This is a genomic window from Pontibacter korlensis (assembly GCF_000973725.1).
Classification (GTDB): domain Bacteria; phylum Bacteroidota; class Bacteroidia; order Cytophagales; family Hymenobacteraceae; genus Pontibacter; species Pontibacter korlensis.
In genome coordinates this window covers 3,391,199-3,405,515 of record NZ_CP009621.1, presented here as the reverse complement: position 1 = coordinate 3,405,515, position 14,317 = coordinate 3,391,199, and the positions used below count along the sequence as shown (strand labels likewise).

The 14,317-nt window shown below is 45.9% G+C and carries 9 protein-coding genes and 1 pseudogene; 6 read left to right on the top strand and 4 right to left on the bottom strand.

The window, feature by feature from the left end:
• The first annotated feature begins 20 nt into the window (after window positions 1–20).
• Complete coding sequence (locus tag PKOR_RS26105; protein WP_084694808.1) at window positions 21–464, top strand: PaaI family thioesterase; 444 nt, start codon at window positions 21–23, stop codon at window positions 462–464.
• Window positions 465–488: 24 nt separating this feature from the next.
• Window positions 489–1,502, top strand: a complete 1,014-nt coding sequence (locus PKOR_RS14535) for an LLM class flavin-dependent oxidoreductase (RefSeq protein ID WP_046311666.1) — start codon at window positions 489–491, stop codon at window positions 1,500–1,502.
• Window positions 1,503–1,925: 423 nt separating this feature from the next.
• Here the strand turns inward: PKOR_RS14535 and PKOR_RS14530 are convergent, their stop codons facing one another.
• Window positions 1,926–3,227 carry a DUF5690 family protein gene (locus tag PKOR_RS14530; RefSeq protein ID WP_046311664.1) on the bottom strand — a complete coding sequence of 434 codons (1,302 nt, stop codon included), beginning with the start codon at window positions 3,225–3,227 and terminating at the stop codon, window positions 1,926–1,928.
• A 396-nt stretch (window positions 3,228–3,623) separates the two neighbouring features.
• On the opposite strand from PKOR_RS14530, the pseudogene PKOR_RS25300 reads away from it, so the two are divergent.
• The 3 genes and pseudogenes from PKOR_RS25300 to purL all read left to right on the top strand — a co-directional run bounded on the left by PKOR_RS25300 (window position 3,624) and on the right by purL (window position 9,441).
• Window positions 3,624–4,337 (top strand): annotated as a pseudogene (locus tag PKOR_RS25300) (MBL fold metallo-hydrolase).
• A gap of 305 nt (window positions 4,338–4,642) precedes the next feature.
• Entirely contained in the window at window positions 4,643–5,503 is an 861-nt protein-coding gene (locus tag PKOR_RS14520; protein WP_046311662.1) for a fumarylacetoacetate hydrolase family protein, read from the top strand.
• A 254-nt stretch (window positions 5,504–5,757) separates the two neighbouring features.
• Window positions 5,758–9,441 (top strand): phosphoribosylformylglycinamidine synthase, encoded by a 3,684-nt coding sequence (purL, locus tag PKOR_RS14515; RefSeq protein ID WP_046311661.1) that lies wholly within the window; start codon window positions 5,758–5,760, stop codon window positions 9,439–9,441.
• Between the two features lie 421 nt (window positions 9,442–9,862).
• On the opposite strand, the gene PKOR_RS24775 is transcribed toward purL, so the two are convergent.
• Entirely contained in the window at window positions 9,863–10,042 is a 180-nt protein-coding gene (locus tag PKOR_RS24775; RefSeq protein WP_148561703.1) for a hypothetical protein, read from the bottom strand.
• Window positions 10,043–10,413: 371 nt separating this feature from the next.
• Here PKOR_RS24775 and PKOR_RS14510 point away from each other — a divergent pair, with 371 nt between their 5' ends.
• The gene (locus tag PKOR_RS14510) at window positions 10,414–11,958 is read left to right on the top strand and encodes an aldehyde dehydrogenase family protein (protein ID WP_046311659.1); all 1,545 of its coding nucleotides are present in this window, start codon (window positions 10,414–10,416) and stop codon (window positions 11,956–11,958) included.
• Between the two features lie 349 nt (window positions 11,959–12,307).
• On the opposite strand, the gene PKOR_RS14505 is transcribed toward PKOR_RS14510, so the two are convergent.
• Both PKOR_RS14505 and PKOR_RS14500 read right to left on the bottom strand, forming a co-directional pair.
• A complete protein-coding gene (locus PKOR_RS14505) occupies window positions 12,308–12,691 on the bottom strand; it encodes a hypothetical protein (protein ID WP_046311658.1) in 384 nt (127 codons plus the stop codon).
• Window positions 12,692–12,724: 33 nt separating this feature from the next.
• Window positions 12,725–14,071, bottom strand: a complete 1,347-nt coding sequence (locus tag PKOR_RS14500; protein WP_046311656.1) for an IS110 family RNA-guided transposase — start codon at window positions 14,069–14,071, stop codon at window positions 12,725–12,727.
• Between the last annotated feature and the right edge of the window lie 246 nt (window positions 14,072–14,317).

The following is a 14,317-nucleotide window of genomic DNA, read 5'->3' as shown; positions in this document are numbered from 1 at the left end:
AAAATCTATTCTGATTTGTGATGCGGCAGTCGGGACGTACCGAAGGCAGATCATTCATGATATTTCTTATACTGCTAAAAATCAAAAAAGCGGTGGAGACGGTTTGTGAGTGCCAGAGGTTTAAATTTCGCTTGGGGGACAGTGCCTGTGGTTATGCGGCTCTGACTATGATGCCAGATAATGCATTGGTATTAACGATTGAGTTCAAGGTCAATTATAGGAGACCTGCAATGACGGACAAATTAATTGCCGTTGGCAAAGTGCTTCATTCCGACAAAACATTAACTATATGCAAGGGCTACTTGTACGACAGCAATGAAGAAAAATTGTTAGTAAAAATGACGGCAATGATGATAACGGTTAGGAATAAGTACCTACACCGATTGATCCACATCTACTGCCTAGCTAAACATCTAGGGGGAAGTCTTGTTAACTTTTTAATTCTGAAAAGCAGAAACCGATAAGACTTTTCGACAGCATTGAATACTATGGATAATCAAAAGATAGCTTATTCCCTTTTAGAGCTTGCCATTGTTTCGCAAGGGGACACCATACAACAGACCCTGCACAATTCATTGGCATTGGCAAAAGAAGCGGAGGCATATAGTTACAAACGCATCTGGTTTGCAGAGCATCATAATTCAGATAATATTGGCAGTAGCGCCACATCACTGCTCATGGGTTACGTGGCAGAGAACACATCTACCATCAGGATCGGCTCAGGTGGTATCATGCTGCCCAACCACTCTCCCCTGATTATAGCTGAACAGTTTGGAACCCTAGCCCACTTATACCCTAACCGCATTGATTTAGGCCTTGGCAGGGCGCCGGGTACGGATCAGCAAACAGCTCAGGCCATACGGTCGGACTTTATGGAGGCAGCACAGTCATTTCCCAGCGAAGTGGCTAAAATTCAGAAGTACTTTTCTCTAGAAAACAAAAAATCACCTGTAAGAGCCGCCATTGCTGAAGGCACGGATGTGCCGCTGTATATATTAGGATCCAGTACAGACAGTGCCTACTTAGCGGCCGAAAAAGGACTGCCCTATGCTTTCGCCAGCCACTTTGCCTCAACCCACTTACTCAAAGCTTTAAAAATCTATAACAAAGAATTTAAGCCTTCCGAGTTTCTGGAACAGCCCTATACCTTGGCTGGAGTAAATGTTTATGTGGCCGATACCGATGAAGAAGCAGAAAGGCTATTCACCAGCTTGATCAGAATGTTTGTGGGCGTGCTAACCGGCTCCAGAGACCCGCTGCACCCGCCCACAGAAATGACCGAGGAATTGAAAGAAATGTTTCACCATCCTGCTGTGCATCAAATGCTGAAGTATTCCTTTGTTGGAAGCAAGCAAACTGTAAAGAAGCAAATACAAGCATTTCTTAAAGAGACGGGCGTAAATGAACTCATAGCTGTATCCACCATGTATGACCTGAACGACCGAATAAAATCCACAAGACTGTTTGCAGAGATTATGACGGAGATAAATGAAGGTAGTTGAAAAGTGAAAAGGCATTGTTAGTTAGCCTTCCAAAATAAAAAGATCTGTTGTAGTATAGAGTTGTTAGAGAATTACTTTACAGCTCCTCTACACTTAAGTAATCACTTAAATAGATTTGATTATTGTTAATTAGGTTCATGATTCGATCCTTCTGACTCGACCAAAGGCCTTCAGTGAACGCTGGAGGCCTTTTTCTTTTGTTTCGCATAGCTTCTATACTTACCACTCTTCCACTCGACTCTTAGGAAGGAGCTATAGCAGCTGTTATTTTGTTGCCCCTACCATGGATGGGTTTTGTGAAACTGTTAACACGCTGTTTTTGATAAGTTAATTGTTTCACTCCAGCTTCCCAAAAGTGAAATCTACCTCTAGCGTTGCCACTGTGGTTCTGTACAGTATGTCTTTAAAATGAGATATCTTGTCTCATATGGCAGCTTCCAAAGCAGGACTTAGTTGTTGGGAACCTTGCTTTTTATACTTTCTCCCAAAATACAGCATAGAAAAAGCAGTAAGCAAGATACCAATAGCCGAGAGACCTATTACACTGTTTGAAAAGAAGGTTACCCAGTTCAATTGTACTTTGAAGATTTCCTTGCTGAATAATACTCCTACGCTGCCCACATACCCAAACGAATCAGCCAGGTAAATAAGAAAGCCAACGTTCCCGGTATACTTGAAGGTGGAAATCAGCCGGTCGAAGAACACAGCGTTGAAGGGAATATAAACCATGTATAAGCCAAGGCCAACAAGCATCATCCACCAGACAGAGTCTAAGGATTCAACGCTAAAGAGCAGGGTTGACACTCCGGCGACCGCAAAACCTACTAGAATTAAAATATGTGCCGTCTGCAGGGCTTTATAATTATCCTTGATGAGCACCATACTGCCGATCAAGATCAGAATAATTAGTGTAATAGGCGTTTCGGTTTTGGTGAATATAGCGGGTTGGTTCAAATGCCCCAGCTCTATCCACATTTCAGCTCCAAAATTGTCACGGATATCCCGGAAGATCGTTGCAAAAGAGTATATCAAGACGCATGCTGCAATTCCCGCGTAAAACTCCTTCACAAAAACCTTCCTATCCTCTTTGGTCATGGCTGTACGCGCTGTTCGGTGTCGGATGTCCTCCTCACTTGGTGGAGGAATCCTCTCCATCAGGTACACGAAAAGTAAAAGTGGCGGGGCAAAGATCAGACCTGTAAAAAATGGCATCCAGAACTCCGACACAACAAACTGCACCATCAGCCAGGCCCCAACAGATTTTACAAACCCGGAGGCGAAGATGAAACTCACTGCCAATGTGGCACCAATAAAATCAGTACTCCTCCTGCCCTCTACATAGGAGAACACAACGCCCCAAAGCATACCCAAGGGGAAACCATTTATAAAAAGGAAAACAATGTTGTAAGGCAAGGGTACAATAGCGAAAAGAAGCCAACTTAACCAGGAGATCCCTGTCAGGAGAAGAATCACGCTACCCCTGCCGGTTCGTTTTAGCTCCGAGATATACTTGATGCCATAAAATTTGGCCAACAGGTAACCAAGCACCTGACTGATAACAAGCACTGTCTTATAGCTGTACCCGGCTATTTCGATACCTTCATAAGTAGCCGCTGTAAAGGATTTTCTGAAGCCAAAAATCATGATGTAGGTTAAAAAAACCACAACGGCGGCATAAATGCCCATTTTCATCTGACTCCTTTTCAATTCAGTCATCTCAGACATGCCATTAACCTTATTTAGTAGAATTGCTATTGTACATTTACCTTTGGAATGTAATAAATAATGGTGGAAGTAGCACAGTGGGCAATGAGAATTGTTCTGGCTTAATTAGGACTAGCATCTTTTTGATACCATAACTTGTGGCTGATTTAATCGCCTCCTTGATGTTGGGAAAGATAGAACAAAGCCATATATAATTACGGTATGGAACACGAAGGAGAGTTATGGAGCGAATCTTACACAGATGCCAAAAATGGAAAGGCCAACTCAACAGTTTTAAAGTTGCTGCCAAAGGACAAAGATTACCTGGTCTGGTCACTCATCATACCTCATGCAGTTAGAAGGTAAAACCATTTAGTAAACCCTGTACTAAGCAACTATGCTGTTCCCTTTAGCTGAATGAACAAAGGCTTTAAAGGTGCCGACGCTTACAAGGTAGAAGACTTGCCAACAATCGATTACCTGCTCATCACGCACGACCACTACGACCACCTGGATTGCGACACAGTTAAGCAATTAAAGGGTAAAGTAGGAAAAGTAGTCTGTGCATTAGGGGTTGGGGCACATTTTGGGAAATGGGGATACCCAGCTTCCAAGCTAATTGAATAGGAATGGGGAGATAAGATTGTACTTACAGACGCCCTCACGGTATACCTTACACCGGCACGTCATTTTTCGGGGAGAAGCCTGTTTTCCAATAACACCCTGTGGACCTCTTATGTAGTGGAGACACCTTCCAAAAGGATATGTGTAGGGGGCGACAGCGGTTACGACACCCACTTTACTGAGATCGGGAAGCGGTTTGGCGGATTTGATCTGGCAATTTTGGAGAACGGGCAATACAATGCAGCTTGGCGCTATATCCATACCATGCCGGACGAAGTACTGCAAGCCAGTAAAGACCTTAGGGCTAAGCGAACTTTCCCGGTACACTCTGGCAAGTTTGACCTAGGCGGCCACGCTTGGAATGAGCCCCTGGCAAAGGTCACGCAGCTGAACAAGGAGTTTAACCAATCCCTCATCACTCCCATGATTGGCCAGGTCGTGGAATTGGATAAGGAGCATCAGGTTTTTCAGCAGTGGTGGGAGAATGTGAAATCAAGTTCAGAGTAATATATTTATGGGCACACTGAGGAATAAAACCTCTGGTAGCTTTTAGCTTAATAAGTTGTTACAGAAAAAGAAATCAAAAGATGTGAGTTTAAGGTACAGCAGCTGGAGCCTCAGTCGTAACATAACTTTGTTACATGTTTCCTTCGCTTTCACATCTCTTGCATAAGCCGCTACAGTATTAAGACTAGTTGTGTCCAGTAGTATACCGATGGGAAACAGAATACCGTACTTAATGCTGTTATAATAGCAGCAGCAAAATTATACTAACTACATATGCCTTTATTGAAAGGCGAAAAACATAGGATATGAAATTAATACGATACGGAGAACTGAACCGAGAGAAACCTGCCATTGTGATAGATGGCGCTTTTTATGACACCTCTGCTCTTGGAGAAGATTATAACGAGCGCTTTTTCGAAACAGATGGTCTTTCACGCTTGAAGGCTTTTGTTGAGTTGAATAAAGAGAAACTTGAGCGCATACCAGAGAACAGTCGCTTGGGGAGTCCCGTTGCCCGCCCTTCGAAGATTGTTTGTACCGGCCTCAATTATGCCGACCATGCCGAAGAGATGGAAAAGCCGATTCCCACAGAACCGATCATCTTCATGAAATCTACAACAGCGCTGATGGGGCCAAACGATGACATCATCATCCCTAGAAATTCAGAGAAGACAGATTGGGAGGTAGAGCTCGCTTTTGTTATCGGGAAAAAGGCAAGATATGTAGAAGAGGCCGAGGCTATGGATTATGTGGCCGGGTACTGCCTGCATAATGATGTTTCGGAGCGTGAATACCAATTTGAGCGCGGCGGCACCTGGGACAAAGGCAAAGGCTGTGATACTTTCGCTCCAATAGGGCCCTACCTCGTTACTAAAGATGAAATTGAAGATGTAAATGCCATGCGCCTTTGGCTGAAGCTAAACGGCGAGACAATGCAGGACAGCACTACCGCCAATTTTATCTTTAAAATACCGCACCTTGTTTCGTATATGAGCCAATTCATCACGTTGCTCCCAGGAGATATAATCTCTACCGGTTCTCCAGCTGGGGTAGGATATGGTTTAACCCCACCAGTTTATTTAAAATCGGGAGATGTGCTGGAGATGGGAATAGATGGCTTGGGGACATCAAAACAGAGGGTAAAGCGTTATGAGGAGACTTTATAGCAGCTGGTCTTAGTCCAAGCTCAGAGCCTAGTTAACTAAAGTAAGGTGCCTGCTTTACACCATCCTGATGTGTTGTTCTTTATATCCAAAGACATTCGGGTTCACCCTATGATTTCCAACCTAAAGGATGAGTATGAATAACAGGTAATAGTACTACTTAGTACTAAACGGTCTGAATTGTCCTGATAACTGCGGTATACTTGTTCAGTTTTTTAAATTTTACCCCTACCTTAGTGGCTAGAAAAAAATTAAGCATGCTTCACTTCTTTTTTAGTCAACCTGATACAGTTTACGCCCTACAAAGCGAAGGGGAACTGAACGCTACAGACATTTCAAAACTAGAATGGCTGTTCGGCAACGCCACTCTAAAGCAGGAAACTGCGCTGAGTGGCTTTTTTATTGGTCCTCGTGCTGCCATGATAACTCCATGGAGTACCAATGCCGTGGAAATCACGCAGAACATGGGCATAGAGGGGATCATCCGTATTGAAGAGTTTAAAATAGTAGAAGAAGATTTTAATGATTTTGATCCAATGCTTTCTCAGAAGTATAATGGTCTGGATCAGGAAATCTACACTATCAATATCGAGCCTGAGCCGGTGCTGCCAATTACTGATATTGCAGCGTACAACAAACAGGAAGGGCTATCGCTAAGCGATGAAGAAGTTGAGTATTTAAATAGCTTATCCGAAAGATTAGGCAGACCACTTACTGACTCTGAAGTATTCGGATTTTCGCAGGTTAACTCAGAGCACTGCCGCCATAAAATCTTTAATGGCAAATTTGTAATTGATGGCGAGGAGAAACCTGTTTCTCTGTTCAAGTTAATCCGCAAAACATCTGAGGCAAACCCGAACGATATTGTTTCGGCTTACAAAGACAACGTTGCCTTTGTTAAAGGACCGGTTGTGCAGCAGTTCGCACCAAAGCGTGCTGATGTTCCTGACTTCTATCAGGTAAGTGATTTTGAGTCTGTTATTTCTATAAAAGCAGAAACGCATAACTTCCCGACTACAGTAGAGCCTTTTAATGGTGCAGCTACCGGTTCTGGTGGTGAAATCAGAGACAGGTTGGCTGGTGGCCAGGGAGCCCTTCCGCTTGCCGGAACAGCTGTTTATATGACAGCTTTGTCGCGACTGGAAAAAGACCGCCCGTGGGAAAAAGCTACGCAGGAAAGAAACTGGCTGTATCAAACGCCGATGGATATCCTGATCAAAGCCTCTAATGGTGCTACTGATTTCGGAAATAAATTTGGACAGCCTCTGATTACAGGATCTGTTTTAACATTCGAGCACGACGAGAAAGCGGATGCCATTGAGTCTCCTAGAAAACTAGGCTACGACAAAGTAATTATGCTTGCTGGTGGCGTTGGCTACGGCAAAGCAAGTCAGGCGCAGAAACAGCATCCAAAAACTGGTGATAAGATTGTTATACTTGGCGGTGAAAACTACCGCATTGGTATGGGCGGTGCGGCGGTATCCTCTGCCGACACAGGACAACACGGTTCAGGAATTGAACTGAATGCTATCCAGCGTTCTAACCCTGAGATGCAAAAACGTGCAGCGAACGCTATTCGCGGCATGGTGGAGAGCGAGCATAACCCGATTGTTTCCATCCACGATCACGGCGCTGGCGGACACTTAAACTGCCTTTCAGAGTTAGTGGAAGAAACAGGTGGCAAGATAGATCTGGATAAGTTACCTGTGGGTGATCCTACCCTATCTGCTAAAGAGATTATCGGAAACGAGTCTCAGGAGCGTATGGGTCTGGTAATTGGCGAACAAGATATTGCTACCCTACAGAAAATAGCGGACCGCGAGCGTGCCCCAATGTATACTGTAGGTGACGTTACCGGAGACCACCGCTTTACCTTTGAATCAGCGTCAACTGGTGTAAAGCCAATGGACCTGGAGCTTAGCGACATGTTCGGAAGTTCACCAAAAGTGGTGATGACTGACAATTCTGTAAACAGAGCTTACCAGCCTGTATCATACGATAAAGGTCAGCTTCATACTTACCTGGAGCAGTTGCTGCAGTTAGAAGCGGTTGCCTGCAAAGACTGGCTTACAAATAAAGTAGACCGTTGCGTGGGTGGCCGCGTGGCGAAACAGCAATGTGTCGGTCCGCTGCAATTACCACTGAATAACTGCGGTGTGATGGCTCTTGATTTTCAAGGCAAAGAGGGCGTTGCTACTTCAGTGGGCCATGCTCCTATTTCGGCTCTAATAGATCCGGCAGCTGGTAGCCGTAATGCCATTGGCGAGTCTCTATCCAACATCGTTTGGGCACCTTTGAAAGATGGCTTACAAAGCGTTTCCCTTTCTGCTAACTGGATGTGGGCCTCTAAGAACGAAGGTGAAGACGCTCGTTTGTACAAAGCCGTAGAAGCTTGCTCTGACTTCGCAATTGCCTTAGGTATCAATATTCCGACAGGTAAAGACTCGCTTTCTATGAAGCAGAAGTATAAAGACGAAGAAGTTATTGCACCTGGCACAGTTATCATTTCGGCAGCAGGCAATTGCAGCAATGTACGCCAGGTGGTTGAACCAGTGTTGCAGCGCGATGGCGGTAACATCTATTACATCAACCTTTCTAATGATGCCTATAAACTAGGTGGTTCTTCTTTTGCACAGGTAGTAAATAAAATAGGCAACGAAACGCCAGATATTACCGATGCTAAGCTGTTTAAGAATGCATTTGATACCTTGCAAGGCTTGATTAAGGAAGGTAAGATAGAAGCTGGCCATGATATTGGCAGCGGCGGTTTGATCACTACTCTGCTGGAGATGTGCTTTGCTGACAACAACCTGGGCGCAAGTATAGATCTTACTTCTCTAGGTGAAGAAGACAGCATCAAGGTGCTTTTTGCAGAGAATATAGGCGTCGTATTCCAGGCATCAGCAGATGTGGAAGCTACTTTAGAAGCGAACAATGTTCCATTCCACAAAATTGGCACCAGCACTTCTAACGCTGTACTTGAACTGAAAAACGGAGCGGATTCTTACAGCTTTGATGTTGCCCCGTTACGAGATACCTGGTTTAAAACTTCTTACCTTCTGGACATTAAGCAGAGTGGTCCGGTAAGTGCAAAAGAGCGTTTTGATAACTATAAGAAGCAGGAGCTGATCTATAAGTTTCCGGAAGGATTTGATGGCAAGAAGCCTGTTGTAGATCCTACTAAGCCAAGAATAAAGGCAGCTATCATTCGCGAAAAAGGAAGTAACTCAGAGCGTGAAATGGCGAATGCCATGTACCTGGCAGGCTTCGATGTGAAAGACGTGCACACAACAGACCTGATCTCTGGAAGAGAGACACTGGAAGACATTCAGTTTATAGGTGCTGTTGGTGGCTTCTCTAACTCAGACGTGTTGGGTTCTGCTAAAGGTTGGGCAGGTGCCTTTATGTACAACGAGAAGGCTAAAACTGCACTGGAGAACTTCTTCAAGCGTGAAGACACTTTATCAGTAGGTATTTGCAATGGCTGTCAGTTGTTCGTGGAGCTTGGATTCATCACCATGGGTCATGACCAAAAGGCCAAAATGCTGCATAACGTAAGTCAGAAGCACGAGAGCATCTTCACGTCGTTAACGATCCAGGAGAACAAATCGGTGATGCTTTCCAGTTTAGCAGGTTGCACGCTGGGTGTTTGGGTATCGCACGGTGAAGGACGCTTTAGTCTACCCCACACCGAGGACAAGTACCAGATCGTTTCCAAGTACGCTTACGAAGGCTATCCGGCCTGCCCTAACGGCTCTGACTATAACACGGCCATGATCTGCGATGAAACAGGTCGCCACCTGGTGATGATGCCGCACATTGAGCGTTCACTCCTGCAGTGGCAGTGGGCACATTACCCGAAAGGACGCCACGACGAAGTATCGCCATGGATGGAAGCTTTTGTGAACGCAAGAAAGTGGCTTGAAGCTAATGGGAAATAGTGAAGACGGGCTAGTAGTGCTGAGTCACTCTAGATAAGGTTCTTCAATGTTATACTTAAACACGTTAAAGCCCCTCAGTTGAAACTGAGGGCTTTTCCTTTTGCTCCAGATAATACTAGAGCTCTTCACCTTCAAATTATTTACTGCTGCTTTCATGTGCCATCATTGTATAGCGCAAGCTGTAAGTAGCTTGTTCATACTGCCCTGGCTATATACAGTAAAGTAGCTTCCCTCCACCGATACAACTACATCAGATATACAGATGGCACCTCGTGCTGCAGTTGCTTGCCATAGCTATTTCCTTCATTCTCATTGACATTCCCACCGCTAAAGCAGATTGGATTCTTGGGCTACCTCGCTACTGCGACCGTATATCTCCCAAGCTGAAACGGTCTGCCCGACCGCCTTATTTCTTATATTACTAGCTGCGTTCACATCCCGGTGCAGGGCATGTTTGCTGCAGCAAAGGTAACAGCCGGCAAGTGCAGGCGGTAGAACATATGGTAAGATCAAACCCAACAAAAGTGAAGGGATGTCGCACCACATCCAGAGCGTCTTTGCCCACATCGACGCCCAGGTTCTGACAGAGTAAATTCTTCATAGCTGAAAGGGGCTTAAGTGGAAAAAAAACATTCATCTTCCGGGCCTACACTCACTCATGCCTGCGGATGGGGCAGCCGCTAGGTACTGTCCAGGCTTTTAAGATGAAGAGAAAGGGAAGGGCTTTCTCCCTCCCTTTCTGTTAGCTTACGTTTAAGAGCCTGATAAAATTGCACATACGCTTATACTGCCAAAGATATGAGTGCCAGGGCTTTCTTTGGCATTTACTCGTAAAATTAATATACTGTTATACTTGAATATATTTATCAAATTTATGTAATTAATAAGCTTAAAGCCTCAGCAACTTGTACTACCACTGCTGATTTTACCTCTTTCATTGGTCTTATTTTCATAATCAAATAAAGCTTTTTGATGGCAAAAATCGTTTCTCCCCAAGTTGAGTTTACCAAGCTGTTTCAACAAGTAAAGCAGGTAACTCCCGAAATCTTTGATCAGAACAACAACTTCCTTAACCTTTTAGAGGGTGAGTGGCAGGAACCGGGCACTCCCCGCGACTTCATCTCTCCTATTGATGGTTCGGTAATAGGCAGCTTGCCCATGTTAGACAGGGCAACTGCCCTGCGTGCCATACAGGCAGCTCACCGCGAAGCTGCAGACTGGTGCCGCACCGACCTGGATGAGCGCAAGCAGCGGGTGCAGGATTGCCTCGATCAGCTACGCACGCATGTAGATCTAATTGGAAAGCTCTTGATGTGGGAGATCGGCAAAACCTATAAGCTTGGCTTTACTGATATTGACCGCTGTATAGATGGTGTGCAGTGGTATGTAGATAATATTGAGGAAATGCTCGGCCATCGGGAGCCTCTGGGTGTGGTGTCGAACATTGCTTCCTGGAACTACCCTATGTCAGTGCTGATGCACGCAGTACTTGTGCAGGTGCTTTGCGGCAACGTAGCTGTGGCTAAAACACCTACCGATGGTGGCTTTATATCCCTGAGCGTTGCCTTCGCCATTGCCCGGCGTTGTGGCTTGCCTGTAACACTGGTGAGTGGGTCAGGTGGAGAATTAAGCGATGTGTTAGTAAAAGACCAGGCGATCTCCTGCCTTTCTTTTGTGGGCGGGCGCTATAACGGGCGCAACATTGCCGATGCGCTAGCCTCTGTGCACAAGCGGTACATGCTGGAAATGGAAGGCGTCAATACTTATGGCATCTGGAATTACTCCGACTGGGACAGCCTTGGTGAACAGCTCAAGAAAGGCTACGACTACGGCAAGCAGCGGTGTACGGCATACGTGCGGTATGTGGTGGAACGTCGTTCTTTTCCGCAGTTCCTGGAAACTTACTGGAACTCGGTGCGTAGCCTTAAGATAGGCAACCCCACTCTAGTAGACCACCCTGAGGATAAACTGCCGGACTTAGCATTCGGACCTGTAATAAACAGTCGCCAGGCTGAGGATTTAGACCGACTTTATGCAGATGCCCTTAAGACTGGTGCCACCCCTGTTTATGACGGAAAGCTGGATGATTCTTTGTTCTTACCAGGTCAGGACCGTTCAGCCTATCGGGCACCGCGGGCACTGGTTAACCTGCCACGACAGAGCGAACTGTATTTTAAAGAGCCTTTCGGACCTATAGATTCTATCGTGCTGGTAGATCGTATAGAAGAGCTAGTGGGCGAGATGAATATATCTAATGGAGCTTTGGTCGCGGCCATTGCTTCTGACGACGAGAAGTGGGCCCAGCGTACGGCCAAGGAAGTGCGGTCTTTTAAAGTGGGCATCAACAAACTCCGCTCTCGTGGCGACCGTGAAGAGGTTTTCGGTGGCCTGGGTGAATCCTGGAAAGGAGCATTTGTAGGAGGTAAACTATTGGTAGAAGCTGTAACGCAAGGTAAACCCTCTGAACTGGTACTCGGCAACTACGAGGAAGCGACCCTGCTTCCTGAGAAAATCTAAACAAAATTAGCACTTCATTACTGGGAGGGCCCTACATAATAAGGGTACAAGCTCCTGCCCTTTACTAAACCTGGTTTTAGCCTACAGGCTGACTCCAGGTTTATTTTTACCCATTCATATTGCGCGGCAATAAACTATAGAACTTCTAAAAGAGCTTGTACAGGCGGAGGCTTAACCCAAGATAACTTATAGCTCAATCCTGTACCTTTTTAAGACACTCTACGCTGCTCTTCCCAACAATTGCGTGTACGCTGTTCATCGAAGTAGATATCGTTATTACGGTTAGTACATAATGCGAGCGAAGCGTAGCTGAAGCTTGGCTTATGTGCCGTGTTGTACTTAGTTTTTCTTATTGCATTCTTTCAAAGCCTCTACTAATCCACAATATGATATGTATTAGAGCTGGTAAAAACACCCAGAACAAAGTAAAGTATAAACCTACTTTAAATAATTTTGGTCCGAAGGTTTTAGTTTTGACATTCATTATCTCACTAATCCAACCAAGAGTGTAACCTAAATTACATAGAAAAGCAAAGCCTAAAACTACTATCGGTTCTACTATGTCTTCCCATGGCTCCAGTTTAACCATTAGAGACATTATTGACATACTTATAAGTCCACAAACTAAAACTATCACGTTATAGAGAGGTCTTCTTAGCTCCCACCACCCAATAATCTCTAAAGCATTTCTGTCTTCATACTTAACAGCCAATAATGGATTGAGTAAATTCATAAACTACAATTAAGTACAACTTCTATATAACTACTAAGCAGCTTCCTTTTTGAGTTCATGAAGCCTTCGTTCCAGATACATGATTTTTACTTGCTTATACTTCTCCTGGTAAGCAGCTAATTCTACGGGCCTAAACTCCTGCTGGCAAGATACCATTTTGTAGTAAATAGTGGCAATTTTGTTAGCCGTGGCCACGGTAGCATACTTGTTACCACCCTTTGCTTTCATCCGTCTAAAGTAGTCACCCAGCCAATTATCGCTGCGCTGCACGGCATTGGCGGCATTTCGAAAGGCCTGACTGGCTGGGTTAGGCTTCTTCTTCATCAGGGTGCTGCTGATAAGCTTTCCGCCTGATATTTTGTTGTTGGGGCACAGGTTGAGCCAGCTGACAAAGTGCTTGGATGTTTCCCATTTGCTCATGTCTGTGCCCGTCTCCGAGACAATCTCCAAAGCGGCAATGTCGCTGATGCCGTAGATGGCCATCACGTCCACTCCCAGCACTTTCTTAAGGTAAGAGCAGGTATTGAACGCTGGTTTGTTCCTGTTGCCCCTCTTGGTCGTGATGGCCTCACAGGCAGGCGCCGCTTCAGCGCAGGTCTCGCTGCGGTAGCGTTCGAGCTGCCGCTCGATGGCCACATCGCACAAGGCGATGCGCTGGGTCAGGTACTGATAGTTCATGTAACTATCCTCCAGCAGATAGAGCTGCTCTGTGCGCCAGTTGCCCTCCAGGGACTTGAGGATGGTGGCCCTGTCTGCCTTCACTTTAAAGTGGACGCAGGCAAGGAAGTTTTCCGCTGTCCGCTCTCCCCGCAGAATAGCTTCAATGATGGCCATGCCTGTCTTGCCGGTGATGTCGCGCAGGAGCGTGTGCACTTTTACGTTCATCAGCTCCAGGGCCTTCTGCATGCGGAACACGCAGCGGCTTCGGTCCTGGGTGAGCGTTTTGCGGTGGCGCACCAGGGTACGCAGCGCCTCCTGCTCATCATCGGGCAGGTAACTGCTGCGTAGCAGTCCGCAACTGTGTAGCTTCTGGATCCAGCGTGCATCATCCTCATCGTTCTTTCTGCCACATACGTTCTTGACTTGTTTGGCATTGACCAGGTACACCTCCAGGCCCTGCTGGATGAGTAGGTTAAACAAGGGTCTCCAGTACACGCCCGTGCTCTCCATGGCTACCGTGTCCACCCCGCACCGGAGCAGCCAGGCGGCGATAGCTTCCAAATCGCAGGGCATCGTCCCAAAGGACCTGACCGGCTCTGGATCCCTGTCTTCGGGCACGGCGACAGCGTGAATGGTGTCTCCTACGTCGATACCTGCCGCATTCGGGTTGACCAGCGGCAGGCTGACCGCGCTCTTTCTGGTGAAGGTTTGCTTTTTCATAGGCTTTCGTGTTTTGGGGTAAATACAAAAGCCCTTGCCTGCCGCCCAGCCAGCTTACTCTTCTATGCGGGCTCCATCGCCCAGTTTGAAACCTAATGGGGCAGCAGGACCACACTACCGGTAGAGTTTACTCACTCAATGTTAGCAAAGGTCTCGCTGCAAAAGCTCCTGTAACTGATTTTACTCCTTCCTTAACTTTTAGGCCTAATTGCAAAGCTCAAGTTATTATGAGCGAAACATTGACCA

Bases quoted from the DNA above. Each gene is read 5' to 3' on its own strand.
- purL (WP_046311661.1), top strand. From the start codon at position 5,758: ATGCTTCACTTCTTTTTTAGTCAACCTGATACAGTTTACGCCCTACAA.
- PKOR_RS24775 (WP_148561703.1), bottom strand. From the start codon at position 10,042: ATGAAGAATTTACTCTGTCAGAACCTGGGCGTCGATGTGGGCAAAGAC.
- PKOR_RS14500 (WP_046311656.1), bottom strand. From the start codon at position 14,071: ATGAAAAAGCAAACCTTCACCAGAAAGAGCGCGGTCAGCCTGCCGCTG.
- PKOR_RS26105 (WP_084694808.1), top strand. From the start codon at position 21: ATGCGGCAGTCGGGACGTACCGAAGGCAGATCATTCATGATATTTCTT.
- PKOR_RS14530 (WP_046311664.1), bottom strand. From the start codon at position 3,227: ATGTCTGAGATGACTGAATTGAAAAGGAGTCAGATGAAAATGGGCATT.
- PKOR_RS14520 (WP_046311662.1), top strand. From the start codon at position 4,643: ATGAAATTAATACGATACGGAGAACTGAACCGAGAGAAACCTGCCATT.
- PKOR_RS14505 (WP_046311658.1), bottom strand. From the start codon at position 12,691: ATGAATTTACTCAATCCATTATTGGCTGTTAAGTATGAAGACAGAAAT.
- PKOR_RS14510 (WP_046311659.1), top strand. From the start codon at position 10,414: ATGGCAAAAATCGTTTCTCCCCAAGTTGAGTTTACCAAGCTGTTTCAA.
- PKOR_RS14535 (WP_046311666.1), top strand. From the start codon at position 489: ATGGATAATCAAAAGATAGCTTATTCCCTTTTAGAGCTTGCCATTGTT.